The sequence below is a fragment of the Streptomyces sp. NPDC001796 genome (genome assembly GCF_042892355.1).
Taxonomy (GTDB): domain Bacteria; phylum Actinomycetota; class Actinomycetes; order Streptomycetales; family Streptomycetaceae; genus Streptomyces.
Map to the genome: position 1 here is coordinate 243,263 of NZ_JBIAUC010000005.1, position 25,535 is coordinate 268,797.

A 25,535-nucleotide genomic window follows, 5' to 3' on the forward strand; every position below is an offset into this window, starting at 1 on the left:
AGAATGATCACGATTTGGTGAGTAACAATCCGTGCAATTCGGACGCGCGAGCGATCATCTGAGGATCGAGTCGGTGCGATCCATGGTCAATACGAGGCCGAAAGTGGCCGTATCGACAAAGAGATGGCAAGGAAGGTCAAGGCGACATTGACAGCGCCAGCGGGCGCGCCGGCTCAGCGGGGCTGTGGCCCGCGGCGCTGAGGCAGCGTCACCACCGAGGCGTCGCCCGGCCCCGCCGGGGGCAGGCCCGCCACCTGGCACAGCAGGTCGCACCAGGAGGCCAGGTGCGCCGCGGTGTCCGGGACGCCTCCGATGCCCTCCCGGGGCGTCCACGAAGCACGGATCTCGATCTGGGAGACGGCCGGGCGGGTGGCGAGACCGCCGAAGTAGTGCGAGCTCGCGCGCGTGACGGTCCCGCTCGGCTCGCCGTACGCCAGCCCGCGGGCCTGCAGCGCGCCGGTCAGCCAGGACCAGCACACGTCGGGCAGGAGCGGGTCCGCCGCCATCTCCGGCTCCAGTTCCGCGCGCACCAGCGTCACCAGGCGGAAGGAGCCCTGCCAGGCCTCGTGCCCGGCCGGGTCGTGCAGCAGGACGAGGCGCCCGTCGGCGAGGTCCTCCTCGTCGGCGACCACGGCGGCCTCCAGCGCGTACGTGTGCGGGGCGAGCCGCTGCGGCGGGCGCGACGGCTCGATCTCGATCTCCGGCCGCAGGCGTGCGGCCTTCAGGGCGTCGACCGCGGCGCGGAAGGGCAGGGGGGCCGTGTCCATCGCATCGCCCTCCCCCTCCGCGTCGTCCATTCCGCCGGCGCCGTCCGTCACTCGTTCCTGAGCCGCAGCCATGCGGGGAAGATTAAGGGGAAGAAAGCGCGTCCGCTTGGAGAGACACCCGTTGCCGCCGGGGGTTCGGCTGCCGTGCGCGGTTCGTCATGGCTGGTTCCTGTCGTAGGGCGGCCGGGTCCTTCGGAGTGTGGCGCGCCGACGCGGCTCAGCCGCGCACGGACACGGCCCCGCGCCCCTGCGCGGGCGCTCCCGCCCCGAGGCCGAAACGCTCCGGTGGCGTGCGAGACTTTTTGCGTGAGTGTCAATGACCGCCCCGCCACGGGCCAGCCGACAGCGACGTACGACTCCGCCTTCCTCAGGGCGTGCCGGCGCGAGCCCGTGCCGCACACGCCGGTGTGGTTCATGCGGCAGGCCGGGCGCTCGCTGCCCGAGTACCGCAAGGTGCGTGAGGGCATCCCCATGCTCGAGTCCTGCATGCGGCCCGAGCTGGTCACCGAGATCACCCTCCAGCCGGTCCGCCGGCACGGTGTGGACGCGGCGATCTACTTCAGCGACATCGTCGTGCCCCTGAAGGCGATCGGTGTCGACCTCGACATCAAGCCAGGCGTAGGCCCGGTGGTCGAGCACCCGATCCGCACCCGCGCGGACCTCGCCCGGCTGCGCGACCTGACCCCCGAGGACGTCTCCTACGTCACCGAGGCGATCAAGCTGCTCACCGCGGAGCTGGGCGAGACCCCGCTGATCGGTTTCGCGGGCGCGCCCTTCACCCTCGCGAGCTACCTCATCGAGGGCGGCCCGTCCCGTACGTACGAGCACACCAAGGCGCTCATGCACGGCGACCCGAAGCTGTGGTCCGACCTGGTGGACCGGCTTGCGGACATCACGGCAGCCTTCCTGAAGGTCCAGATCGAGGCCGGTGCCTCGGCCGTCCAGCTCTTCGACTCCTGGGCCGGTGCCCTGGCCCCCGCCGACTACCGCCGCTCGGTGCTGCCCGCCTCGGCCAAGGTCTTCCGGGCCGTCGAGGGCTACGGCGTCCCCCGCATCCACTTCGGTGTCGGCACCGGTGAGCTGCTGGGGCTGATGGGCGAGGCCGGTGCGGACGTCGTCGGCGTCGACTGGCGCGTTCCGCTGGACGAGGCGGCCCGCCGCGTCGGCCCCGGCAAGGCACTCCAGGGCAACCTGGACCCGGCGGTGCTCTTCGCCCCCCGCGAGGCCGTCGAGGCCAAGACCCGCGAGGTCCTGGACGCCGCCGCCGGCCTCGAGGGCCATGTCTTCAACCTCGGCCACGGTGTCCTGCCGTCCACGGACCCGGACAGCCTCACCCGACTCGTGGAGTACGTCCACACGCAGACGGCCCGCTGACCGGTGCCGCCGAGGACCGGTGACCCGCGCCGGGCGCCGCGCACGGCGGCATCGGCGCGGGCCCCTCACCCGCTGGAGGACTCGCCCCCGGTCCCTCCGGGGCTCCTGGAACTCCGGTGCGGGACGGCCTCGGTCGTCCTCGTCCCGCGTGATGAACGCTTCCGCGGAGGTGTCCGCGTCGACCGCATGACGGGCGTCCGCGGTCTCTTCGAAGGAGGCCGCACCGGGGGGCCCGGTCCTCTTCGCTCTCCGTGGAGGGTGCGGGCGAAACGCCTCGCGGCGCGGCCCCGCCGTCCTCACCAGCTGTGGCGGGCCTGCCTGCCCCACAGCAGGCCGCGAGGTTCGGGTGGCTGCGGGGTGCCCTGGCGCAGGGGCAGGGCCAGGACCATTCCCACGATGAAGCCGACCACATGGGCCGCGTACGCCACCGTCCCGGCCGAGGAGACGGCGTTCCCGGACGAGTAGACGGCCTGCAGCGCGAACCAGAAGCCGAGCACGATCCACGCGGGCAGCCGCAGCGGCAGGAACAGCAGGAACGGCACGAGGATCCAGACCCGCACCCTGGGATAGAGCACCAGGTACGCGCCGAGCACGCCCGCGATGGCGCCCGACGCGCCGATCAGCGGGTCGCTCGAGCCGGCGTTGAGGTACGCGTAGCCGTACCCCGCCGCGTACCCGCACGCGACGTAGAACAGCGCGAAGCGGATGTGGCCCAGGCGGTCCTCGATGTTGTTGCCGAAGATCAGCAGGAAGAGCATGTTGCCCAGCAGATGCAGCCAGCTGCCGTGCAGGAACATCGCGGTGAACACCGACGCCGGCGGCGACTTGTGGTAGCCCGGCGGGGCCACCACACAACCGGGCCCGTGCGGGCCGACCCCGACGGCGCCCGTGGGCACGAGCCGCGGCAGCTGGTCGTGGACCAACTCGCGCGGCACCGCGGCGTAGTGGTCCAGGAACGCCTGGAGGTGGCAGAACTGGGACAGGTCGCTCTGCCCCGCCACGGAGCCCGCCAGGCCGGGGGTGAACAGGAAGACGACGACATTGGCCGCGATGAGCGCGTACGTCACATAGGGCGTACGGCGCACCGGGTTCACATCATGGACGGGGATGACCACAAGGAAGTACTGCCCTGGATCGGCCGGGCGAATCGGTGAACGCGGCGGTCCGCGGCTGCGTATGTCTCCTCAACCGCCCGCGGTGCGGGGAAGGCGTGTCGCGGGGACGACGTGAGGAACAGGCGATGAACGACCGAGTTACTCCTCCGATACACGCCCTGCCCGACGGCGAGGCCGAACTCGCGCTGGTCATCCAGCTGCCCTGGGAGGACGTCGCGCGGCTCGGCCAGGAGGCCGCCCGGCTCGCGACCCAGATGCAGCGGCCTGTGACCCTGGACGAGGCGGTCAGCCACCGGCTGCGGTCCTCGCGGGGCGCTGCCGCACATGCGAAGCCGATGGCTCAGCCACAGCCGCCCGCGGTGGCCTCCAGCGCGTCCGTGTCCTCGTTGCCCTCACGGCCGCCGGGCGAGCAGGCCCGGCAGGCCATCGAGAGGATCAACGGGGTCGGGCAGCACGAGACGGCTTGATTCAAGGGCTCGCCGTGGGGGCTGCGATCGTCGGCCGGGTGCCGGTTGCTCTCGGTCGCGCAGTTCCCCGCGCCCCTGGAGGGGCGGTTCCACTCACCCGGCGTTTTTCCGGACCGCCGCTGCCGCCTTGCGGGCCGCCACCAGGATCGGGTCCCACACCGGTGAGAACGGCGGGGCGTAGCCCAGGTCCAGGGCCGTCATCTCCTCCACCGTCATCCGCGCGGTCAGCGCCACCGCCGCGATGTCCACGCGTTTGGCCGCGCCCTCCCGGCCGACGATCTGGACGCCCAGCAGGCGGCCCGTGCGGCGTTCGGCGAGCATCTTGACCGTCATGAGGGCCGCGTTCGGGTAGTAGCCCGCGCGGCTCGTCGACTCGATCGTGACCGTCTCGTACCGCAGCCCCGCCCGCCGTGCGTCCTTCTCGCGCAGCCCGGTGCGGGCGATCTCCAGGTCGCAGACCTTGCTCACGGCCGTGCCGACGACGCCGGGGAACGTGGCGTAGCCGCCGCCCACGTTGGTGCCGATGACCTGCCCGTGCTTGTTGGCGTGCGTGCCCAGCGGAATGTGCCGCTCACTGCCGGAGACCAGGTCGAGGACCTCGACGCAGTCGCCGCCGGCCCAGATGTTCTCGTGACCGCGCACCCGCATCGCGAGGTCGGTGAGCAGCCCGCCGTGGTCGCCGAGCGGCAGCCCCGCGTCCCGCGCCAGGGCCGTCTCGGGCCGTACGCCGATCCCGAGGACCACCACGTCCGCCGGGTACTCGGCGTCCTGCGTGCCGACCGCGCGGACCCGGCCGTCGTCATCGGTGAGGATCTTGGTGACCTCGGCGTTGTCCACCATGGTGATGCCGAGGCCCTCCATGGCCCGGTGCACCAGCCGGCCCATGTCCGGGTCGAGCGTGGTCATGGGTTCGCTGCCGCGGTTGACGACGGTGACCTCGTAACCGCGGTTGATCATCGCCTCGGCCATCTCCACGCCGATGTAGCCCGCGCCGACGACCACCGCCCGGCGCCCCTTCGTGGCGGCAAGGGCGTCCAGGAGCGCCTGGCCGTCGTCCAGGGTCTGCACCCCGTGCACCCCGGGCGAGTCGGCGCCGGGCAGGTCCGGGCGGATCGGACGGGCTCCGGTCGCGATCACCAGCTTGTCGTACGACGTCCACGCCTCGGCCCCTGAGTCGACGTTCCGGGCGCGGACCCGGCCGCCCGCCACGTCGATCTCCGTGACCTCCGTCCGCATGCGCAGGTCGATGCCGCGTGCCCGGTGCTCCTCGGGTGTACGGGCGATCAGCTCGTCCCGGGTGGCGACGTCGCCACCCACCCAGTACGGGATGCCGCACGCCGAGAACGAGGAGAAGTGGCCGCGTTCGAACGCCACGATCTCCAGTTCGTCGGGGCCCTTGAGGCGGCGCGCCTGCGATGCGGCGGACATGCCCGCCGCATCGCCGCCTATGACGACCAGGCGCTCCCGCGGACGGCTCGTACGGCTGGTACGGCTCATGTTCATGCGAGCACGCTACGGGCAGGGGGCATCTCAGTCCTGCTCGCCCCGGCTTTCGTGCTCCGGCGCCGTGCGGGCCACGGGGAGCGGGCCGAGGGCGGTCGCCGCCGGCACCGGGTCCGGGCGGCGTGGCAGCCTGGGGCGCACCAGCCGGGTCCAGACCAGCACCAGGACGGCCGCGAGCACCAGGAAGGGGAGTGCGGCGCCGATCGCCAGGGCGATCCACCGTACAAGCGTGACGAAGACGTGCCAGCCGCCCGCCAGGGCGTCCAGGAAACCGGGCCGGTCGTCCTTCGCCGCCTTCTCCACCGGTGTCCCGGACAGCGACAGCGTGATGGTGGCCAGGCTGGTGCGGTCCTTCAGGGACGCCTGCCGGGCGAGCAGGGCCTCGAGGTCGGCCTCGCGGGAGCTCAACTCCCCTTCCAGGGCCACCACGTCACTGAGTTTGCCCGCCCGGTCCATCAGCTCCCGCACCCGGGCCACGCTGGCGCGCTGCGACCTGATGCGGCTCTCGACGTCGACGACCTGGTCGGTGACGTCCTCGGCCTTGGCGGTGCGCTCGATGAGCCTTCCCGCGCCCTGGAGCGCGGCGAGCACCTGGTCGTACTTCTCGGTGGGGACGCGCAGTACGAGCCGGGTGCGTTCGTTGCCCTCGGTGTCGCGGGTGGTGCTCTCGTCGCCGACGAACCCGCCCGCGCTCTCGACGGTCGTACGCGCCTCGTCGAGGGCCTTGGGCACATCCTTGACCTGCACGGTCAGCGATGCCGTGCGGATGATGGCGTTCGTGGTGAGCTTCGGCGTGCTGCCGCGTGCCGCCGAGCCGCCGCCCGTGCCGCTGTCGGCGGCGCCCTGCCGCTGCGCGCCCATGGCGGGGCCGGCCTTGCTGTCGCTCGACGCGCCGGTGTCGTCGGCGCTGCAGCCCGCGAGCGCGAGCGCGGCGGCGACCAGCGTCGCGGCCAGCACCCGCACCGGGCGTGGGGAGCGTGGAGTGTGCATCGGTCGAACCCCCGGAAGTCGTCGTGACGGACACTTCTTCGACTCCGGGCCCCCGCGGAACGTTGGCCGGATGCGGTCCCGATGCGGTCACGGTCGGGACTCGGAGGGGACACCGGGCGCCCGCCGGGCTGTCCGTGCGGTCTGAGAGGCTGGGGACATGAGCGCAGTGGACGCCCGCGGGGGCGCGGGGCATGTCGTCGTCATCGGGGGCGGGATCGCGGGTCTGGCAGCCGCCCACCGGCTGCTGGACCGGGGCGCGCGGGTCACGGTCCTGGAGGCGTCCGACCGGGTCGGCGGCAAGCTGCTGCCCGGCGAGATCGCGGGCGTGCGGGTCGACCTCGGGGCCGAGTCGATGCTGGCCCGGCGGCCCGAGGCGGTGGCGCTCGCCCGGGAAGTGGGCCTCACGGACCGCCTCAAGCCGCCCGCCACGGCGATCGCCTCGATCTGGACCCGCGGCGCCCTGCGGCCCATGCCGAAAGGGCACGTCATGGGCGTCCCCGGCACGGCCTCCGCACTGTCCGGCGTCCTGTCCGAAGAGGGCCTCGCCCGGATCGAGCGCGACGCGGAGCTGCCGCGCACGGAGATCGGCGACGACGTGGCGGTGGGGGAGTACGTGGCGGCGCGCCTCGGCCGCGAGGTCGTCGACCGCCTGGTGGAGCCGCTGCTCGGCGGGGTGTACGCGGGCGACGCGTACCGGATCTCCCTGCGCTCGGCGGTCCCGCAGCTCTTCGAGGCCGCCAAGGCGCACGACTCGCTGACGGAAGCCGTCCGCGAGATCCAGGCGAAGGCCGCCACGGCACAGCAGACCGGACCTGTCTTCATGGGGATCGAGGGAGGCGTCGGCCGACTGCCGCTCGCCGTCGCCGAGTCGGTGCGCTCGCGGGGCGGTGAGATCCGGCTGAGGGCCGCGGCCGACGCACTGCGCCGCACGTCCGAGGGGTGGGAGATCGTCGTCGGGGACCGTACGGAGAGGGCGGACGCAGTGGTGATCGCGGCGCCCGCCGCCGTGGCCGCCCGATTGCTGGCGGCCGAGTCCCCGGACGCGGCCGCCGAACTGCGCACCGTCGAGTACGCCTCCATGGCCCTGGTCACCCTCGCCTACCGCCGCGACGACATCTCCCTCCCCGAGGGCAGCGGCTTCCTCGTGCCGCCCGTCGACGGACGCACGATCAAGGCGTCGACGTTCGCCTCCCGGAAGTGGGGCTGGATCGCCGAGGAGGACCCGGACGTGCTGGTGCTGAGGACGTCCGTGGGGCGGTACGGCGAGACGGAGATCCTGCGACGGGAGGACGCCGACCTCGTGGCGGTCTCGCGGCACGACCTGCGCGAGGCCACCGGCCTGGACGCCGCCCCGATCGAGACGCGCGTCACCCGCTGGACCGACGGCCTGCCCCAGTACCCCGTCGGTCACCACGCGCGCGTGGCCCGCATCCGTGCGCACGTCGCGAAGCTGCCGGCGCTCGCGGTGTGCGGCGCGGTGTACGACGGGGTCGGCATCCCGGCGTGCATCGCGAGCGCGTACGCGGCCGTTGACCAGCTGGGCGGTGACCTGCGCGGTGTCGAGGAGCTCACCGCCAACCCGGTGCAGAGCCTGCACGGCGGAGCGGGAGAATAGGTGCATGAGTGACGACGCCCCCACCACCGAGTCCGGCAGGATCCCGAACAAGGGCAAGCTGGCCAAGGACCTCAACGAGGTCATCCGCTACACGCTGTGGTCCGTCTTCAAGCTGAAGGACGTGCTGCCCGAGGACCGCGCCGGGTACGCCGACGAGGTCCAGGAGCTGTTCGACCAGCTCGCCGCCAAGGACGTGACGATCCGCGGCACGTACGACGTGTCCGGCCTGCGCGCCGACGCCGACGTCATGATCTGGTGGCACGCCGAGACGAGTGACCAGCTCCAGGAGGCGTACAACCTCTTCCGCCGCACGAAGCTGGGCCGCGCGCTCACCCCGGTGTGGTCGAACATGGCGCTGCACCGCCCGGCCGAGTTCAACCGCTCGCACATCCCGGCGTTCCTCGCCGACGAGACGCCGCGCAACTACGTCAGCGTCTACCCGTTCGTGCGTTCCTACGACTGGTACCTGCTGCCGGACGAGGACCGCCGCCGCATGCTCGCGGACCACGGCAAGATGGCCCGCGGCTACCCGGACGTGCGGGCCAACACGGTCGCGTCGTTCTCCCTCGGTGACTACGAGTGGATACTGGCCTTCGAGGCCGACGAGCTCTACCGGATCGTCGACCTCATGCGCCACCTGCGCGGCTCGGAGGCACGGATGCACGTCCGCGAGGAGGTGCCCTTCTTCACCGGTCGCCGGAAGTCGGTCGCCGAGCTGGTGGCCGGGCTCGCCTGAGCGCACCGCGACGGGGGCGCGGCCGCCGCGCCCCCGTCGGCGGGTCACGGCGGTGGGCTCGACATGGCCGGCGGCAGTGTGTACGTCGGCGAAGGGGTCACCGGGACAGGTGTGCCGGGGTCGCCCGTGGGCCCGGGCGGTGCGGGGGAACGGGTGAGCGGGGGCGGGCTCGAGGTGGCCGCGTCCTGCGCCAGTGCGTCGAAGTCGACGTAACCGGTGGCCTCCAGGACCTTGATGTGGTCCAGGACCGTCGCGTTCGCGTCGTCGGCGAGCGCGCGCACGAGCGAGTTGCGGGTCGTGGCGCGGACCTGGGCGACGACGGTGAAGACCTTGCCGTGCGCGCGGCGGAGCAGGTTGGCGAAGTCGCGGTCGTACTCCTCGCCCTGGGCGGCGTCGAGGGTGTCCAGCCACTGGCGCTGCTGGGCGTTCGGCTGGTTGGGCAGGGCGAGGCCGAGCCGTGCGGCGACGTCGCGGACCCGGGCGTCCAGGAAGGTGTGGCCCCGCACCAGGTGCTCGCCCGCGGTGCGGACGGCCTCGGTGGTGCCCTTCTGCTCGGCCTGCTGTCCCGCGGGCAGCTCCCACAGCCCGGCCAGCCGGACCTTGGTGACGAAGTCGCGGTCCAGCGCGGACAGCGGACCGTACTGGGTCGACACGGACTGGGCGTTCAGGGTGTCCACGCCGGTGCCGGAGCGGTCCGCGTAGGACCAGACAGGGAAGACCAGCGCGGCGAGGGTCCCCGCGAGCAAGATGATGAGGATCCCGGTGCCGCTGAGGATGCCGCGGCCTCGGGCGGGTCTGGATCTCATGGTGCCTCCTGCTTGCGGCACCGCACGCTAGTGCGCTTCGGGTGCGAGTTGGCATATTACTGCGCCGTATACGCCAACTTCCGTACCAGACAAAGTCGCTGGAAAATGGGCAACGCCCACTGAATGCCGCAGGCACAGGACCGGGCGTCTCAGGACGAACCGCGGCAAGCAACCGCTCTCCCCGAAAGGCGTGACTGTTGTGTTAACCACGGCACATTCCCCGCGGACGACCTCCGGAACGCCCGCCGCAGTGGTACGCGACGGGCGGACGCGGGCAGGGCCCTGCGGGAAGGCGCTTCAGTCGCGCAGCAGGACCCGGCGCGTGGCGCGGAGCACACGGGCGGCAGGATGCCGGGACGGTGGCGTGGGGCCCGAACGCTCCAGCCACCACGCGCGCAGCCGGCGCCGCGCCTCGTTGTCCTCGGGTCGCCCGCTGAGCAGCAGGTGCTCGGCGAAGTCGAGGGCGTCGCGCCGGTAGCCGCCGGTCATCGGGTGCCGCTGGGCGTAGCCGAGGAAGGCGGACCGGTATCCCTCCCCGAGGATGCCGGGCAACTCGGGCGCGACCTTGGCCACGACACCGGCCCGCTTCGCGGCGAGGGCCCGCGCCTGCACCCCGAGCCGCACCCGGTCGAACCCCTCGGGCACGGGAGTGCCGGCGACGAGACAGGACAGCAGCGCGGCCTGAGCGAGCCCGAGCCGCTGCCGGGCCGCTTCGGAGCCGGCACCCGGGTACCCGCTCCCTGCCGTTGTCAGGGGCGTACGCGCCCCCGGGCCGGGCGCGGCCTTCTCGACCGTCTCCCGAATGACGGCCAACTCCCGCTCCAGCTCCGCCGGTTCAGGGAAGTTCTCGTCGCGTTCCAGCAGGACGCCCGGTGGCGCGCAACGGGATGCCAGGACCGCCAGGATGTCCAGGACCGGTGGTGGGACCGGGTGGGCGTGGCTGTCGTGCCAGACGCCTTCGCGTTCGTAGCCGCCCGCGACATGGACGTAGGCGATCGCCTCGACGGGCAGTTCGTCCAGCGCCTTCACCGGGTCCTCTCCCCGGTTGACGTGGTTGGTGTGCAGGTTGGCCACGTCGATCAGCAGCCGCACGCCGGTGCGCTCCACCAGCTCGTACAGGAACTGCCCCTCGGTCATCTCCTCGCCCGGCCAGGAGATGAGCGCCGCGATGTTCTCCACGGCGAGCGGCACGGGCAGCGCGTCCTGCGCCATCCGGACGTTCTCGCACAGGACCTTCAGCGCGTCCCGGGTGCGCGGCACCGGCAGCAGGTGCCCGGCCTCCAGCAGCGGCGACGCCGTCCGCGGCCCGCCCGCCCGTACGAACGCGATGTGCTCGGTGACGAGCGGCGCGCCCAGGGCCTCGGCCCGCTCGGCGAGTGCGGCCAGCCGGGCCTCGTCGGGGCGGTCCGCGCCGCCGAGGCCGAGGGACACACCGTGCGGGACGACGGTGACGCCGCGCTCGCGCAGCCGCAGCAGTGACTCGGGGAGGTGCCCGGGGCACACGTTCTCGGCCACGACCTCGACCCAGTCGAGGCCCGGCATGCGCTCCACCGCGTCGGCGATCTCCGGCCGCCACCCGATGCCCGTTCCCAGTCGCTCCATCGTCCCCTCCCTCGTTCGGCCCGCCCGTACCCGTGGACCGCCCGCTGTCGCGGTGACGGAGTCATGGCCCCGGCTGTCGGCGCCGAACCGCTGACCGGGGACCTTCAGAGCAACATTTGAGGTTCCCGCCGGCCGGCCTCCCGGCCCGGCAGCCGCAGCGCGACTGCTGCCGGGTGCATGCCCTCGGGGGCCGTCGCCCGCAGTTCCCTCACCAAGGCGCGCACGACTGCGGAGCCGGCCGGTTCGGAGGTGGTGACATAGCCGATCCGGCGTGTCGGGCGGTCGAGTCCGTCGCGGTGCCGCATCTGCAGAGCGGCCGACTCGCCCTGGACGAGACGGTGGCCGACGGGTTCGAGGGCATCGTGGACGCGTTCCTGGGGATGCTGCGCGGAGAGAACCCCGGCTAGATCATCGTGCGGGACCGTACCGAAGCCCTCGCCGGCCGCTCCGGTCAGCGGCTGTGAGCAATCCGGCGGGAGAGGAGTGAGCCGTGCGGCGCGCGGGCTCGCGGCGGCGCCTGCCGGTCAGTCGCCCCGCAGCGCCGGATGGTCCGCCACCACCGTGCAGCTGCCCGGGGCGATCTCCGTGAAGCCCGCGTCGCGTACCAACGGCAGGCCCGACGTGGTCAGTTCCCGCCAGCGGAACGGGGGAGCCGTGCGGACGGCGAGGGGGAAGCCGGCGTCGCGCCAGGCCGCTCGCTCCTCGTCCGGAAGGGCCCACCAGGCCAGTTGGGCCCCGTGGCCCGCCTGGGCCATCGCCTTGCCCGCCGACATCTCCAGGTCCGGGTTCAGCCACAGCACGGGCGCCGTCCGGTCGGCCTCCACCGGCGGCTCCGGGTCCTCGAGGTCCGTGCCGGAGACCTGCAGCCGGGCCAGGTCCTTCGGCCAGCCGTCCAGCGGGACCGGGGGGAAGACCCGGACCTCCGCCGACTTGCCGGTGACCGTGATGCCCGGCAGCGCCCCGGCCCGACGCCACTCCGCGCCCCGCGCCCGCCGCACCACCTTGCGGATCCGCGCGTCCTGCCAGTCCCGCATCGCCCGCGCCCACTCTCCCCCGCCCAGCGACCGCTCGTCGCTCAGGATCACGAGCACGGCGCGTGCCGCCGTCTCCAGGGCGTCCGTGCGGGCCGGGGGAGCGGCACGCTCGATGCGCACGACGAGCGGCAGCACGAACTGCGGCGCCTCGTCACGCACGGTGGGCTCGGAACGGAACGGGCTGTCCTGGAGGGTCTGGTCACTGCTCACGGCATCCAGTCTGCCAGGCGGAAGATCGGGGGATTCCGGTGGCGGGCGGGGCCCTGCCGGCTCACCCTGAGCAGGCCGTGCGCTGGGCCTCCTGCCATTCGCAGACGGGGCACAGCGTGATCCCCCTGTACGACTCCGGGTACTCCGTCGGCTCGCGGCACAGCACGCACTCGGCGAACGGCGGGCCGCCCGCCTCGATCGCCCGGTCCGGGCGCGGGGTGCCCGTGTCGCAGTAGGCCGTGATGTCCGAGGCATCGCTCATGCCCCCAGCGTAGGCACACCCGGCGCGGTCCCTACCGGCGCCGGCCCGCGGCCTCGATCAGCTCGGACACCTTGACGAACCGGTACCCCTGCTTGCGCAGCTCGGGCACCACCGCCCGCACCGCCGCCTCCGTCACCGGTGCCGCGCTGCGGGTGCAGTGCATGACCACCACGGAGCCGGGCCGCACCCCCTCCAGCACCTGCCGCGCGACCCGGTTCGCGTCCGTCGCGAACGCGTCCCCGCTCACCACGTCCCACTGGACGGCCGTGACCCCGAGCGGGCCGATCGCGCGCAGGGCCCGGTCGTCGTAGCAGCCGCCGGGGAAGCGGAAGTACGGCATCACACGGGGCACACCCGCCTTGCGGATCGCCGTGAACGCGCGCTCCACGTCCGAGCGCTGCTGCTTCACGGGCAGGACCGGCAGGCCGTAGCAGCTCCGGGTGAAGGAGTAGTGGCTGTAGGAGTGGTTGCCGACCTCGAAGAGCGGGTCCTCGCCGATGTCCCGCGCCTCCTCCGGGTACTGGTCCGCCCAGCGCCCCGTCATGAACACGGTCGCCGGCACCTCCAGGTCCCGCAGCGTGTCGATCAGGTCCGGGTTGTCGAACGCCTCCCCGTCCTCCGCCCGCTCTCCCTGGTCGGCCGTCATGTCCGCGTCGAAGGTGAGGGCGACGGTCTTCTCGCGCGTCGCACCCTTCTGGAAGACGGGTGCGAGTCCGGCGGGCCCCGGCGCGAGCACGGGCGGAGTGCCGCGGGCCGCCGAGGGGGAGCCGGGGCGGTCGGTGGCGGCGCCCTGCGAGGGGCGCCGGGCGTCGTCGTCGGCTCCCCAGGCGGCGAGCGCGACGCCGAGGGCACAGAGGGCGGCAAGGCAGGCGATACGTCGCACAAGAGGGATCACCGTACGAACGTAAGGCGGCGATTGCTGCTAAAAGTGGATGTACCCGGTGATATCGGTTGCAGCGGCCCGTCGTGTCACCCGCCCGGCCGGGACCGCGGCCGGGCCGCGCCCCGCACCAGCAGTTCGCGGTACTCGTCCACGTCGAAGTCCGCCGCCGGGTACTGGGGATCCAGCGCGCGCAGGTGTTCCAGCAGGAGCCTGCTGACGGCCCAGTTGCGGTACCACTTGTGGTCGGCCGGGACCAGGTACCAGGGCACGGTCAGGGTTGCGCAGCGGGTCAGTGCCGTCTCGTACGCCCGCTGGTAGGCCGGCCACAGGGCCCGCTCGTCGAGGTCGCCGGGGGCGAACTTCCACCGCTTGCGCGGCGTGTCGAGGCGTTTGAGCAGGCGGCGCCGCTGTTGTTCGTAGGAGATGTGCAGGAAGCACTTGATGATCGTCACCCCGTCGTCCGTGAGGGACGTCTCGAACCCGTTGATCCGGTCGTAGCGGCTCTCGATCTCGTCGTACGGAGCCAGCGAGCGGACCTTGGCGATCAGCACGTCCTCGTAGTGCGAGCGGTCGAAGATGCCGATCTCGCCGGGGCGCGGGAGCGCCTTCACCACACGCCAGAGGAAGTCGTGCCGCCGCTCTTCGGGCGTCGGCGCCTTGAAGGCGTGGATCCGGCAGCCCGCGGGGTTGAACAGGCCGATGACGTGCTTGACCGTGCCGCCCTTGCCGCTGGTGTCCATGCCCTGGAGCACCAGGAGGATCCGGCGGCGGTCCCCGGCGGTCGCGGCGGCCCACAGGCGTTCCTGCAGGCCGGCCAGGTCCTTGCCCATACGGGCGGTGGCCGCGAGCCCGGCGGCCTTGTCGCCGGGGCCGCCGGGTGTCGCGCCGGCGTCGTGGGCGGCCAGGTCGACGGGCTCGCCGACGGGGAGGCGGAGCAGGTCACTCAGCGGGGCCTCGTCGCGCTTCGTCGCCATGGCGCACCCTCGGTGGACGGCCGCACGCATCCGAGTCCTAGAACGGAGGCGTCACCGCGTTCTCGGAGGACGACAGTGCGCGGGTCGTCTCCTCCGGGAGGTCGCGGGTCGTCTCCTCGGGGAGGTCGCGGGTCGTCTCCTCCGGGAGGCCGGGCGCGGGCTCGCTCGCCGGCGGGGGAGCGAGAGCGTCCTCGGCCTCCGGTGTCCGGGCGGTCGCGGCGTCGTCCGGTGCCGCCTGCCCGGCCGTGACCGCCGGTGTCCCCTGTGCGGCCGTCGGCGAGGGTGCGCCGGCACCGTCTGCCGCCGGCCGCGACTCCTGCTGCTGTGCCGCCCGTTCCAGGAACCTGAGCAGCTCCACCGGGAACGGCAGCACCAGCGTCGAGTTCTTCTCGGCCGCGACCGCCACCACCGTCTGCAGCAGCCTCAGCTGGAGCGCGGCGGGCTGGTCGGACATCACTCCGGCGGCCTCCGCCAGCTTCTTGGAGGCCTGGAGCTCCGCGTCCGCGTTGATGATGCGCGCCCGGCGTTCGCGGTCGGCCTCGGCCTGCCGGGCCATCGACCGCTTCATCGCGTCCGGCAGCGACACGTCCTTGATCTCGACCCGGTCGATCTGCACACCCCAGCCCACGGCCGGACTGTCGATCATCAGCTCCAGGCCCTGGTTGAGCTTCTCCCGGTTGGAGAGGAGGTCGTCCAGGTCGCTCTTGCCGATGATCGAGCGCAGCGAGGTCTGCGCCATCTGCGACACCGCGAACCGGTAGTCCTCGACCTGGATCAGCGCGTTCGCCGGGTCGACCACCTTGAAGTAGACGACGGCGTCCACGCGCACGGTCACGTTGTCCCGGGTGATGCCCTCCTGCCCGGGGATCGGAAGCGTCACGATCTGCATGTTGACCTTCTGCAGCCGGTCCACGAAGGGCACGATCACGGTGAAGCCCGGCGGCCGGGGCGCGCCGAGGAGCCGTCCGAAGCGGAAGACCACCCCGCGCTCGTACTGCTTGACGATCCGTGCCGCCGCGGCGAGGCCCACGAGTCCCGCGACGCCGGCCCCCACAAGAGCACCCACCAGCTCCTGGAGCATGACGACCACCTCGTCGAGAGGCCCGGTATGTGTGCACTTGCCACGATAGTGCCGCCGAAGCCCCCCGGGCGAGGGACGACCGAGGGCCCGCCGATGCACCACCGGCGGGCCCCAGGGGGTCGGGGGCCGAGCGGCCCCGGGTCGTCAGGTGCCGGACGCCATCTGCAGCGGCTCCGCGCCGGACGTCATCCGCACCGGCTCAGTCCCGGGCACGCTGTGCCGCTCCGCCCAGTTGTCCAGGGCCGTACGGCAGGCGTGGTCCAGGTGGTGCAGCCCGGAGAGGTCCAGCTCCACGGGCCGGTCCTGAGGGAGGGCCTCCAGACTGTCGAGGATCTTCGGCAGCCGCAGGAACGTCGCATTGCCCGAAAGGTACGCCTGAATGGGGCCGGCGCCCTTGTCGATGACCTCCAGCTTGACCTTCGACGCCTCCCAGGCGGTCTTGACGACCGACAGGGCCAGACCGATCAGCACGCCCTCGAACATGTTCACCGCGACGATCGAGACGGCCGTGACCACGAGGATCAGCGCCTCGCCCCGGTGCGACCGCCACAGCGACGCGACCTGCCGGAACGGGATCAGCTTCCAGCCGGCGTGGACCAGAATGCCGGCGAGGGCGGGAATGGGGATCAGCGCCAGGGCCCACGGCATCGCGGCGGCGAACAGCAGCAGCCACACGCCGTGCAGGACGCGGGAGGCCTTGGTCTTCGCGCCCGCGTTGACATTGGCGGAGCTGCGCACGATCACCGCGGTCATCGGCAGGGCGCCGAGCAGACCGCACACCGTGTTGCCCGCGCCCTGGGCGATCATCTCCTTGTTGTACTGGGTGCGCGGACCGTCGTGCAGCCGGTCCACCGCCGCCGCGCTGAACAGACTCTCCGCCGAGGCGATCAGCGTGAACGCGAGGATCGTGCCCCAGATGGCCGGGGAGGCCAGCTCACCCAGGGCCTCGGCCCCGGGCGGCCGGATGACGCCGAACAGACCCTCCACCTTCACCGTGGCCACCGGCAGGCCGAAGGCGAGCGTGGCAACCGTGGCCAGCACGACCGCCGCGAGGGCACCGGGCACAGCCTGCGCGGCCTTGGGCATCCTCTTCCACAGCAGGATGACGGCGATGGTGCCCGCGCCGATCGCGAGCGAGGTCAGGGCCGCCGTGCTGCTCAGGGCGTCGACGAAAGCTCCCGGCAGGCCCGCGATCTTGCCGACGCCGGTCTTGGGGGCCTTCAGGCCCGCCGCCGCGTATATCTGGCCGGCGATGATCACGAGCCCGATGCCGCAGAGCATGCCCTCGACGACGGAGACGGATATCGCCCGGAACCAGCGGCCCACCTTGAGAAAGCCCATGGCGAGCTGGAGCAGTCCGGCCACCAGCACGATCACGCCGAGCGCCGGCACACCGAACTCGCTGACGGCCTCGAAGACCAGCACGGTCAGACCGGCGGCCGGCCCTGACACCTGAAGGCTGCTGCCGGGCATGAACCCCGTGACGAGACCGCCCACGATGCCGGTGACAAGTCCGAGTTCTGCCGGGACGCCGGAGGCGACCGCCACGCCGACGCACAGCGGCACGGCGACCAGGAAGACGACTATGGAGGCAGCGAAGTCCTGCCTCAGGTGAGGAAACTTGGTCATCGGGTCGCTCACAGGGCCTCGAACGTGTCGGTCTCGGTGCGGTGTTCGTGCACCGATCCGGTGTGGACCTCGTAGTACCAGCCGTGCAGGCGCAGTCGACCCGACTTCAGGCGCTGCTCGATGCACGGGTAGGAACGCAGGCGCAGCAGCTGCGCGAGCACGTGGTTCTGCACGGCCTCCGCGACCGTCGGGTCGTCCGCGGCGGACGGCCGCTGCTCGGGCGCGGCGTGCGCGAGCCAGTCGCGCACGGCCGGTACGGCGGTCAGGTCGTCGCCGCGCACCAGCGCGCCGACGGCTCCGCAGTGGGAGTGGCCGCAGACCACGACGTCCTGGACGCCGAGGACCTCCACGGCGTACTCGATGGTGGCCGCCTCGCTGGTGGGGTGCTCGGAGGCGTACGGAGGCACGATGTTGCCCGCGGTGCGCAGTTCGAACAGTTCACCGGGCCGGGCTCCGGTGATCAGCGCGGGCACGACCCGGGAGTCGGAGCAGGTGATGAACAACACCTGCGGGGACTGGCCCTGGGCCAGCCGCGCGAATTCCTCCGGGCGCCGACCGTGCGCACGGGCGTTGTCGATGAGGGGCTGCATTGTCAGTTCCTCCTGGCGCGCCCTGGATGGCGCGTCGGTGTACGAAACGTGGCAGATGCGGGTACGGCGACACGACCCACGTCGACGAGCTCGGCCAACGTGGCGTGGTGAGGGGAGGTCGAGTCAGCCCGTACCGGGTGAAGGGCTCAGCAGCGGAACACCTGAAGTGCCGCGGCGCTGTGAGCGGTCGAGGATCTGGATATGCGCAGCGCGGCGGGAGAGACGGCCGGTGGCCGCACGGCCGTGACGTCGTGTGCCGGCGCTACGGGAGCGGGGGCCTCCGGAGCGGAGTCCGCCGCGGCGCGGTGCCGGTCACGGGTACGCAGCGGGCCGGTGGGGCCGGCCGGTCGGCCGTGGTCGCCGCAGGTGGCGACCTCGTCCGTCTCGTCGGCGCGCTTGACGGTGACCGCCTCCGGCGCTTCGACGGCCCTCACATGGGCCTGGTGCGCGGAGGCGGCGAAGGACGCGGTGGGTGCGAAGAGCTGCAGGGCGAGCAGGACGGCGGAGAGGATCGTGAGCACGAACCGGACCGTCGTACCGCGTACCATGCGCCTCCTTCCCCCTGCCCGCGTCAGCCGATGGTGTCTGGCCAACACGTTAACCCGGCAACCGCCTTTGCAGGGTTAACTTTACGTTTCAGGTAAAGGAAAGCCCAAAAATCGAGGTGGGCGTGGCCTGAAGTCGTCGCTGACGCACGTCAGTTTGAGTCTGCTACGCGTGAACGGGCCTGTGGGGCTACTGGTCCTGAACGAGGCTCGCGGCGTCTCGTGCGAGCGCGGTGAGGCGGGAGATGGCGCGGAAGTACTTCTTCCGGTAACCGCCCTTCAGCATCTCCTCGCTGAACAGCTTGTCGAACGGCAGCCCGGAGGCGAGCACCGGCACCTCGCGGTCGTAGAGCCGGTCCGCGAGCACGACGAGCCGCAGCGCCGTCGACTGGTCGGGCACCGGCCGGACGTCCGTCAGGCACACCGCCTTCAGCCCGTCGGTCAGCGCGCCGTACCGGCTGGGGTGCACCCGCGCGAGGTGGTCGAGCAGCTCCGGGAAGGCGTCGAGCGAGGCGCCCGAGGTGGCGTACGCCGCCTTCGTCACCTGCGCGTCGGTGTACGGCGCCGGCGCCTCGGGCAGCCCGCGGTGGCGGTAGTCCTCGCCGTCGATGCGCAGCGTGCGGAAGTGGGCCGAGAGGCCCTGGATCTCGCGCAGGAAGTCGGCCGCGGCGAAGCGGCCCTCGCCGAGCCTGCCCGGCAGGGTGTTGGAGGTGGCGGCGAGCGCCACGCCCGCCTCGACGAGCTTGCCGAGCAGGGTGGAGACGAGCACGGTGTCGCCGGGGTCGTCCAGCTCGAACTCGTCGATGCACAGCAGGCGGTGGCCGGAGAGCGTCTGCACGGTCTGCTGGAAGCCGAGCGCACCGACCAGGTTCGTCAGCTCCACGAAGGTGCCGAAGGCCTTGAGCGAGGGCTCGGCCGGGGTGGCGTGCCACAGGGAGGCGAGCAGGTGGGTCTTGCCGACGCCGTAGCCGCCGTCGAGGTAGACGCCGCGGGGGCCCGCGGGCGTCTTGGGGGCCTTGCTCCTGCCGAACCCGAGGAACCCCCGCCTGCCGCCGGCCTGTGCCCCGCCGAGGCCGGTCGCGAAGCCTTCGAGGACACGGACGGCCTCGCTCTGGCTGGGCTGGTTCGGGTCCGGGATGTACGTCGAGAAGCGGACCGAGTCGAAGCGCGGCGGCGGCACCATCTCGGCGACGAGCCGGTCGGCGGGGACGTGCGGCTCGCGTGCGCACAGCGACAGCGGGGCCGCGTCGGCTATCGGTTCGGTCCGGGAGGCGGCGGTGGAGGACGACACGCTTCCCCACTGTACGTGTCGTGCCACACTGCACGACATGCGACGCCTGTTCCCTGTGACCGACGAGACAGACGAAACAGCGGCCCGGACGGGTGTTCCGGGCCTCGACGCCGGGGCGGCGCCGGGGGCCGGGGCGGCGGGCGGCTCCGTCGACCGGGAGTGGCCGCTGGAGGAGCTCGCCGCGGCCTACGCCTACCCGGAGCCCCCGCCCGGCGGCGCAGAGCCCTGGCTGCGCGCCAACATGGTCTCCACGCTGGACGGCGCCGCCCAGCACGAAGGGCGGTCCCAGCCGATCTCCAGCGCCGCCGACATGCGGATCTTCGGCACGCTGCGAGGGCTCGCGGACGTGGTGATCGTGGGTGCCGAAACGGTACGGCAGGAGGGGTACCGTCCGGCACGCGAGCGTGAGGCCTTCGCGGCGATGCGGGAGGCGGCCGGGCAGGGCCCGGTGCCCGCCATCGCCGTGGTCAGCTCCAGCCTGGAGCTGGACTTCTCCTGGCCGCTGTTCACCTCGCCCCTGGTGCCCACGCTGGTGCTCACCGGGGCCGCGGCGGCACCGGACCGGATGGCGGTGGCCGAGAAGGCGGGCGCCCGGGTGGTGATCGCCGGCGACGGCATGGGCGTGGACCCGGTCCGGGCCGTGCGCGCTCTCGCGGAGCTCGGCATGACGCGGCTGCTCACCGAGGGCGGGCCGCGCCTGCTGGGCCAGTTGGTCGTCTCCGGGGTGCTGGACGAGCTGTGCCTGACCGTCTCCCCGATGCTCACGGCGGGCGACGCGCAGCGGATCGCCGGAGGTCCCTCGCTCACGGTGCCCAAGCGCTTCGCGCTGGCGTCGTTGCTGGAAGAGGAGGGTTTCCTGTTCAGCCGGTACCGCCGGACCTGAGGGGCAGGGGCGTACGGGGCGTTTCGTCGCCGAAGCTCCGGATTCGCGGCGACAGCGTGGAATCACCCGTTCCGTCGAGTGTTCGGTGGGCACACTAGTTCTCGCGGATCCCGTGCCGGTGGCGGGGCAGGATGGTTTCCGCAAGGGCCGTGACGGCCCGCCGGGGAAAGGCCCGCGGTCCATGGAGGAGAAGGGCGCCTGTCGTGTTCACGAGCGTACTGATGATCGAGAAGGCCCTCACGTCCGCCGACGTGGAATTCGTCACCACCTTGCACGGTGACGAGTCGGTCTCCTTCCATGTCCTGCTGCAGCCCCGCGGCGACCAGGCGGACCGCCTGTTGCGGGCCATCGACGACATTGCCCTGGGCGAGCTGGACGAGGCGGCGCACGAACGGGAGACACCGGAGGGCAAGGACGCCGCCGAGCTGGGACGGCAGGCCCTGGAGGTGTCCCTGGCCGCGCTGCGCGCGGCGGGCAGCGAGGCGGAGGGGCGCCTCATCGAGGACCACCCGCTGGACGCCCTCAAGGATCTGGTCGGCGAGGTCGGCGCGGACGAGGTGATCGTGCTGACCGACCCGCACTACGTGGAGGAGTTCTTCCACCGCGACTGGGCGTCCAGGGCACGGCACAAGGTCGGGGTGCCGGTGCTGAAGCTGTTCTCGCACAGCAAGGCGTGAGCGTCACCGGCACCCTCTCGTGACGCACTAGGGTGTGTCGCTGAACGTCCGCCGTACCAGCATCCAGGAGACACGCATGGCACCCGGCCTCCCCACCGCCATGGACCGACCGCACTTCATCGGCATCGGCGGCGCCGGAATGTCGGGCATCGCGAAGATCCTGGCGCAGCGCGGAGCCAGGGTGGCGGGCAGCGACGCCAAGGACTCGCCGACCGCCGAGGCCCTGCGCGCGCTGGGCGCGACGGTGCACATCGGGCACGCGGCCGGGCACCTCGCCGACGACGCGAGCTGTGTCGTCGTCTCCTCGGCGATCCGCGGGGACAACCCGGAGCTGGCCCGCGCGGCCGAGCTGGGCATCCCGGTGGTCCACCGCTCCGACGCCCTCGCGGCCCTGATGCAGGGCCTGCGCCCGATCGCGGTCGCCGGCACCCACGGCAAGACGACCACCACGTCGATGCTCGCGGTGTCCCTCACCGAGCTGGGACTGAAGCCGTCGTACGCGATCGGCGGCGACCTGGACGCCCCCGGCTCGAACGCCCTGCACGGCGAGGGCGAGATCTTCGTGGCGGAGGCGGACGAATCGGACCGCAGCTTCCACAAGTACGCCCCCGAGGTCGCCATCGTCCTCAACGTCGAACTCGACCACCACGCGAACTACGCGTCGATGGAGGAGATCTACGAGTCCTTCGAGACGTTCGTGGACCGCATCGCCGGGGGCGGCACGCTGGTGATCTCGGCGGACCATGAAGGTGCGCGCGAGCTGACGCGGCGCGTCAGCTCGCGCGACGTGACGGTGGTGACGTACGGAGAGGCGGAGAACGCCGACGTGCGGGTCCTGTCCGTCGTCCCCCAGGGCCTGAAGAGCGAGGTCACGGTCCTCCTCGACGGCCAGGAGCTCACCTTCGCGGTCTCCGTCCCCGGCCGCCACTACGCGCACAACGCGGTCGCGGCCCTGGCGGCGGGCGTGGCGCTCGGCATCCCGGCCGCGGAGCTGGCCCCGGCCCTGGCCGCGTACACGGGGGTCAAGCGACGCCTGCAGCTGAAGGGCGAGCAGGCCGGCGTCCAGGTCGTCGACTCCTACGCGCACCACCCCACCGAGATGACGGCGGACCTGGAGGCGATGCGGGCGGCGGCCGGTGAGTCCCGCATCCTGGTGGTCTTCCAGCCCCACCTGTTCTCCCGAACCCAGGAACTGGGCAAGGAGATGGGCCAGGCGCTGGCGCTCGCGGACGCCTCCGTGGTGCTCGACATCTACCCGGCCCGGGAGGACCCGATCCCGGGCGTGACCAGCGAGCTGATCATCGAGGCGGCGCGGGCGGCGGGCGCGGACGTGCAGGCCGTCCACGACAAGGCGGAGGTTCCCGCGGTCGTCGCGGGAATGGCGAAGCCGGGTGATCTCGTTCTCACCATGGGCGCGGGCGACGTCACGGACCTCGGCCCGCGGATCCTGGACCGTCTCGCACAGAGTTAAGGGGTTGGCCTTCATGTCGTACGACGTCGACAAGCCGGACGAGCAGTGGCGCGCGGAGCTGACCCCGGCGGAGTACGCGGTCCTGCGCCAGGCCGGCACCGAGCCCGCCTTCACCGGTGAGTACACGGACACCAGGACCAAGGGCGTGTACTCCTGCCGCGCCTGCGGCGCCGAGCTGTTCACCTCGGACACGAAGTTCGAGTCCCACTGCGGCTGGCCGTCCTTCTACGACCCGAAGGACACCGACGCGGTCGAGCTCCTGGAGGACCGCTCCCACGGAATGATCCGCACGGAGGTGCGGTGTGCCCGCTGCGGCTCGCATCTCGGGCACGTCTTCGAGGGCGAGGGGTATCCGACGCCGACGGATCAGCGGTACTGCATCAACTCGATCTCCCTGCGCCTGGTCCCTGACGAGGGTTGATCTGACGGGTCGACGGCAAGGGGTCGTCTTCGCCCGTTGAGCCGTCGGTACAAGGATGACCGACCGGGCCGGTGGTCAAGGGGGGCGGGGGTGGTGGCCCCAGCGGTCCCGTCCCTCCGCTTCGGCTGCCGAGGGACGGCGGTGGTTCCGGGGGCGCTCGTCGTCCCCGGCTCCGTTCTCCTCGCTGTCGAGCCTCGTCGCACTCTCGGCCTCCTCCGGCGCGATTCTCGTCACCATCTCGGCGAGCTGTCGGCACGCCTGTTCGATCTCCATCCGATTCTGTCTCTGCTCGCTGATCGTCGCGCTGAGGAGCAGCGCCGTCAGCGCCACCGAGCCGTTGAAGGCCTGGAGCGTGATCATGCGCATGAGCAGGTCATGACCCGCGAACGGGCCCGTTCTGCGCGCCGCGGCGAGGATGGCGAACGTCGAGACGGCCAGTGCGCAGGGTGCGGCCCCGGCCCGCTGGAAGCGGAAGGCCGCCCAGATCAGCACCGGCAGACCGAGGAAGAGCAGCGGTACGCGACCGGCCTCGAGGAACCCGACGCCGATGGTGGTCACCAGCAGCAGCGAGGCCTCCAGCCACCGGGACGGCGGCACGTCCCTCGGCCGGCGCGCGGAGCGCAGCACCAGCAGGACCGGCGCGACCAGCAGCACCCCCATCGCGTCGCCGGTCCACCAGACCGACCATGTCGGCCAGAACGCCCCGGTGGACAGCGCACCGGCGAGCAGCAGGGTGCAGCCGCCCACCGTCGCGCTGAGGAGCATGCCGGTGAAGGCCCCGAGGAACACCAGCGCCAGCGCGTCCCGCAGCCGGTCCATCTCGGTACGGAACCCGGCGCGACGAAGCAGTGCGTACGAGCACAGCGGCGCGAGCGTGTTCCCGGCCACGATCGCGAGCACGGCGGGGATCGACGGCCCCAGAGAGACGTTGATCGCAAACGCGCCCAGTGCGATCCCCGGCCACACCCGGGGACCGAGGAGCAGCAGCCCGGCGACCGCGATCCCGGTCGGTGGCCACAGCGGGGTGACCTGGCCGCGCACCAGCTGCTGGAGCAGCCCCAGCCTGCCCGAGGCGTAGTACAGCGCGGCGATGACGCAGATCTCCAGGGCGGTCACTGCACCGCGCCGGAGTCTTTCGTGCCGCGCGACGGACATCGGGTGTCTCCCCATCGGCTCGCCCCCCGTAGTCCATCGTCCGTCGGCGGCTCGCGATCCACCATGCGGTGACCGACCGAAGCGGGGTACGCCTGTTCCGGGTGTTCCTCAGGGCGCCGGGGTGCGCACGGCGAGGATGGCCATGTCGTCGTGGCCGTCGCTGGGGCCGTGGTCGGCGAGGGCGTGGACGAAGTCCTCCAGGGGCAGGCCCGCATGGGCGGTGGCGAGACCGGCGAGCTCGTCCAGGCACTCGTCGATGGGCCGGTGGGGGTGTTCGACCAGACCGTCGGTGAAGAGGACCACGGTGCTGCCCGGTGGCAGTGGGTGGATGTGGTCGGGGCGGGCCTGCCCGGTGTCGACCCCGAGGGGCAGCCCGGGCTCGGCGAACAGGTACTCCGCTTTCCGGCCGGGGGCGATCACCAGGGGTGGGACGTGGCCTGCGGCGCTCCAGTGCAGTCGCCACCCCGGCCCGTCGGGTTCGATGCGCGCCAGGGTCGTGGTGGTGACGGGGGTGTCGGTGATGCCCTGCACGGTGCGGTCGAGCTGGGCGAGGATCGCGCTCGGCGGAGTGCACCGGTCGAAGAGCAGGGCGCGCAGCATGTTGCGGGTGGAGGCCATGGCAGCGGCTGCCTCCAGGTCGTGGCCCACCACGTCGCCGATGACGACCGCCACCGCGTCGTCGGGCAGCAGGATGGCGTCGTACCAGTCGCCGCCGAGCCGGCTCGGCTCGGCGGCGGGCCGGTAGATGGCGGCGGCGGTGAACGGCCGCAGATCGGGCAGGGCCGGCAGCAGAAGCCGCTGGAACTTCTCGGATGTGTTGCGCACCTGCTCGAACAGGTGGACGTTCTCGAGCGCGATGCCGGCGGCGCCGGCCAGGGCGACGACGATGTTCTCGTCATGGACGTCGAAGGCCCGCCCGTCGCGCCGCTCGGACAGGTAGAGGTCGCCGTAGATCTCGCCGCGCACGGTGATGGCCACGCCGAGCAGGGTGTGCAGGCCCGGGTGGCCCGGCGGGAAGCCGGCGGAGGACGGGTGCGCCGGGATGTCGTCGACCCGCAGGGGTTCGGGGTGGCTGATCAGGTGCCCGAGGAGGCCCCGGCCCTCGGGCAGGCCGGCCTCGGCCACCAGGTGGGCGTACTCCTGCTCGGACAGGCCGACGGCGATGAACTCGCTCAGCGACTCACCGGACTCGTCGAGGATTCCCAGCGCCCCGTAGCGGGCACCCACCAGCTCCATGGCGGTGGTCACGATGCGGTTCAGCACCCCGGGCAGCTCCACCTCCCGGCTGATCGCCACCACGGCGTCCAGCAGCCCCTGCAGCCGGTCCATGGCCGCGACCAGGGCACGCAACTGCTCGTCGATCCGGGCCAGCTCGTCGCGCAGCCGCAGACGCAGGTCGTAGGTGTGCGCCTGCCGCGGTGGCCGCCTCGGTCCGGTCATGACGGACGCCCTTG

25 protein-coding genes and 1 pseudogene are annotated in these 25,535 nt (G+C 72.3%); 8 read left to right on the top strand and 18 right to left on the bottom strand.

Annotation, left to right across the window (positions count from 1 at the left end):
• Positions 1-173: 173 nt before the first annotated feature.
• A complete protein-coding gene (locus ACFYZE_RS13145; RefSeq protein WP_388991900.1) occupies positions 174-839 on the bottom strand; it encodes a DUF3000 domain-containing protein in 666 nt (221 codons plus the stop codon).
• 234 nt (positions 840-1,073) lie between these two features.
• On the opposite strand from ACFYZE_RS13145, the gene hemE reads away from it, so the two are divergent.
• Positions 1,074-2,141, top strand: a complete 1,068-nt coding sequence (hemE, locus tag ACFYZE_RS13150) for a uroporphyrinogen decarboxylase (protein WP_388991903.1) — start codon at positions 1,074-1,076, stop codon at positions 2,139-2,141.
• A 296-nt stretch (positions 2,142-2,437) separates the two neighbouring features.
• On the opposite strand, the gene ACFYZE_RS13155 is transcribed toward hemE, so the two are convergent.
• Positions 2,438-3,256 (bottom strand): rhomboid family intramembrane serine protease, encoded by an 819-nt coding sequence (locus ACFYZE_RS13155; RefSeq protein ID WP_388991906.1) that lies wholly within the window; start codon positions 3,254-3,256, stop codon positions 2,438-2,440.
• A 125-nt stretch (positions 3,257-3,381) separates the two neighbouring features.
• Here ACFYZE_RS13155 and ACFYZE_RS13160 point away from each other — a divergent pair, with 125 nt between their 5' ends.
• On the top strand, positions 3,382-3,723 hold the full coding sequence (locus ACFYZE_RS13160) for a hypothetical protein (RefSeq protein WP_103845415.1): 342 nt from the start codon (positions 3,382-3,384) through the stop codon (positions 3,721-3,723).
• Between the two features lie 93 nt (positions 3,724-3,816).
• Here the strand turns inward: ACFYZE_RS13160 and ACFYZE_RS13165 are convergent, their stop codons facing one another.
• Both ACFYZE_RS13165 and ACFYZE_RS13170 read right to left on the bottom strand, forming a co-directional pair.
• Positions 3,817-5,226 carry an FAD-dependent oxidoreductase gene (locus ACFYZE_RS13165; RefSeq protein WP_388991909.1) on the bottom strand — a complete coding sequence of 470 codons (1,410 nt, stop codon included), beginning with the start codon at positions 5,224-5,226 and terminating at the stop codon, positions 3,817-3,819.
• Between the two features lie 27 nt (positions 5,227-5,253).
• Positions 5,254-6,216, bottom strand: a complete 963-nt coding sequence (locus ACFYZE_RS13170; protein WP_388991912.1) for a DUF4349 domain-containing protein — start codon at positions 6,214-6,216, stop codon at positions 5,254-5,256.
• Positions 6,217-6,373: 157 nt separating this feature from the next.
• On the opposite strand from ACFYZE_RS13170, the gene hemG reads away from it, so the two are divergent.
• Positions 6,374-7,831, top strand: coding sequence for a protoporphyrinogen oxidase (hemG, locus tag ACFYZE_RS13175; protein ID WP_388991915.1), 1,458 nt, complete (start codon positions 6,374-6,376; stop codon positions 7,829-7,831).
• A 4-nt stretch (positions 7,832-7,835) separates the two neighbouring features.
• Positions 7,836-8,567 carry a hydrogen peroxide-dependent heme synthase gene (gene hemQ, locus ACFYZE_RS13180; RefSeq protein ID WP_388991918.1) on the top strand — a complete coding sequence of 244 codons (732 nt, stop codon included), beginning with the start codon at positions 7,836-7,838 and terminating at the stop codon, positions 8,565-8,567.
• 44 nt (positions 8,568-8,611) lie between these two features.
• Here hemQ and ACFYZE_RS13185 read toward each other — a convergent pair whose 3' ends face one another.
• From ACFYZE_RS13185 to zapE, 12 genes and pseudogenes are all read right to left on the bottom strand, one after another.
• Positions 8,612-9,373: a DUF4142 domain-containing protein gene (locus ACFYZE_RS13185; protein ID WP_388991921.1), complete on the bottom strand. Its 762-nt coding sequence runs from the start codon at positions 9,371-9,373 to the stop codon at positions 8,612-8,614.
• Between the two features lie 297 nt (positions 9,374-9,670).
• Positions 9,671-10,975 carry a DUF692 domain-containing protein gene (locus tag ACFYZE_RS13190; protein ID WP_388991925.1) on the bottom strand — a complete coding sequence of 435 codons (1,305 nt, stop codon included), beginning with the start codon at positions 10,973-10,975 and terminating at the stop codon, positions 9,671-9,673.
• Between the two features lie 104 nt (positions 10,976-11,079).
• A pseudogene (locus ACFYZE_RS13195) lies at positions 11,080-11,265 on the bottom strand (LysR family transcriptional regulator); the annotation flags it as partial.
• Between the two features lie 234 nt (positions 11,266-11,499).
• The gene (locus tag ACFYZE_RS13200) at positions 11,500-12,219 is read right to left on the bottom strand and encodes a peptidyl-tRNA hydrolase (protein ID WP_388991928.1); all 720 of its coding nucleotides are present in this window, start codon (positions 12,217-12,219) and stop codon (positions 11,500-11,502) included.
• Between the two features lie 61 nt (positions 12,220-12,280).
• The gene (locus ACFYZE_RS13205) at positions 12,281-12,481 is read right to left on the bottom strand and encodes a hypothetical protein (RefSeq protein ID WP_388991931.1); all 201 of its coding nucleotides are present in this window, start codon (positions 12,479-12,481) and stop codon (positions 12,281-12,283) included.
• Positions 12,482-12,512: 31 nt separating this feature from the next.
• On the bottom strand, positions 12,513-13,376 hold the full coding sequence (locus ACFYZE_RS13210; RefSeq protein ID WP_388991934.1) for a polysaccharide deacetylase family protein: 864 nt from the start codon (positions 13,374-13,376) through the stop codon (positions 12,513-12,515).
• 74 nt (positions 13,377-13,450) lie between these two features.
• Positions 13,451-14,338, bottom strand: coding sequence for a PPK2 family polyphosphate kinase (locus tag ACFYZE_RS13215; RefSeq protein WP_388991937.1), 888 nt, complete (start codon positions 14,336-14,338; stop codon positions 13,451-13,453).
• A 37-nt stretch (positions 14,339-14,375) separates the two neighbouring features.
• The gene (locus ACFYZE_RS13220; RefSeq protein ID WP_388991940.1) at positions 14,376-15,419 is read right to left on the bottom strand and encodes a slipin family protein; all 1,044 of its coding nucleotides are present in this window, start codon (positions 15,417-15,419) and stop codon (positions 14,376-14,378) included.
• Positions 15,420-15,563: 144 nt separating this feature from the next.
• Positions 15,564-17,048 carry a SulP family inorganic anion transporter gene (locus ACFYZE_RS13225; protein ID WP_388991943.1) on the bottom strand — a complete coding sequence of 495 codons (1,485 nt, stop codon included), beginning with the start codon at positions 17,046-17,048 and terminating at the stop codon, positions 15,564-15,566.
• A gap of 8 nt (positions 17,049-17,056) precedes the next feature.
• Positions 17,057-17,638: a carbonic anhydrase gene (locus ACFYZE_RS13230; RefSeq protein WP_388991946.1), complete on the bottom strand. Its 582-nt coding sequence runs from the start codon at positions 17,636-17,638 to the stop codon at positions 17,057-17,059.
• Positions 17,639-17,784: 146 nt separating this feature from the next.
• On the bottom strand, positions 17,785-18,186 hold the full coding sequence (locus ACFYZE_RS13235) for a hypothetical protein (protein WP_388991949.1): 402 nt from the start codon (positions 18,184-18,186) through the stop codon (positions 17,785-17,787).
• A gap of 187 nt (positions 18,187-18,373) precedes the next feature.
• Positions 18,374-19,474, bottom strand: a complete 1,101-nt coding sequence (gene zapE / locus ACFYZE_RS13240) for a cell division protein ZapE (protein WP_388991952.1) — start codon at positions 19,472-19,474, stop codon at positions 18,374-18,376.
• Between the two features lie 37 nt (positions 19,475-19,511).
• Between zapE and ACFYZE_RS13245 the strand changes: the two genes are divergently transcribed.
• From ACFYZE_RS13245 to msrB, 4 genes are all read left to right on the top strand, one after another.
• On the top strand, positions 19,512-20,357 hold the full coding sequence (locus ACFYZE_RS13245; protein ID WP_388991955.1) for a pyrimidine reductase family protein: 846 nt from the start codon (positions 19,512-19,514) through the stop codon (positions 20,355-20,357).
• 203 nt (positions 20,358-20,560) lie between these two features.
• Positions 20,561-21,034, top strand: coding sequence for an indole-3-glycerol phosphate synthase (locus ACFYZE_RS13250; protein ID WP_388991958.1), 474 nt, complete (start codon positions 20,561-20,563; stop codon positions 21,032-21,034).
• A gap of 76 nt (positions 21,035-21,110) precedes the next feature.
• The gene (murC, locus tag ACFYZE_RS13255; protein WP_388991961.1) at positions 21,111-22,505 is read left to right on the top strand and encodes a UDP-N-acetylmuramate--L-alanine ligase; all 1,395 of its coding nucleotides are present in this window, start codon (positions 21,111-21,113) and stop codon (positions 22,503-22,505) included.
• Positions 22,506-22,518: 13 nt separating this feature from the next.
• The gene (gene msrB, locus ACFYZE_RS13260) at positions 22,519-22,926 is read left to right on the top strand and encodes a peptide-methionine (R)-S-oxide reductase MsrB (RefSeq protein WP_388991964.1); all 408 of its coding nucleotides are present in this window, start codon (positions 22,519-22,521) and stop codon (positions 22,924-22,926) included.
• Between the two features lie 75 nt (positions 22,927-23,001).
• Here msrB and ACFYZE_RS13265 read toward each other — a convergent pair whose 3' ends face one another.
• Together ACFYZE_RS13265 and ACFYZE_RS13270 are read right to left on the bottom strand one after the other, a co-directional pair.
• Positions 23,002-24,081, bottom strand: a complete 1,080-nt coding sequence (locus ACFYZE_RS13265; RefSeq protein ID WP_388991967.1) for an MASE1 domain-containing protein — start codon at positions 24,079-24,081, stop codon at positions 23,002-23,004.
• A gap of 108 nt (positions 24,082-24,189) precedes the next feature.
• Positions 24,190-25,521 (bottom strand): PP2C family protein-serine/threonine phosphatase, encoded by a 1,332-nt coding sequence (locus ACFYZE_RS13270; protein WP_388991970.1) that lies wholly within the window; start codon positions 25,519-25,521, stop codon positions 24,190-24,192.
• Positions 25,522-25,535: the final 14 nt, after the last annotated feature.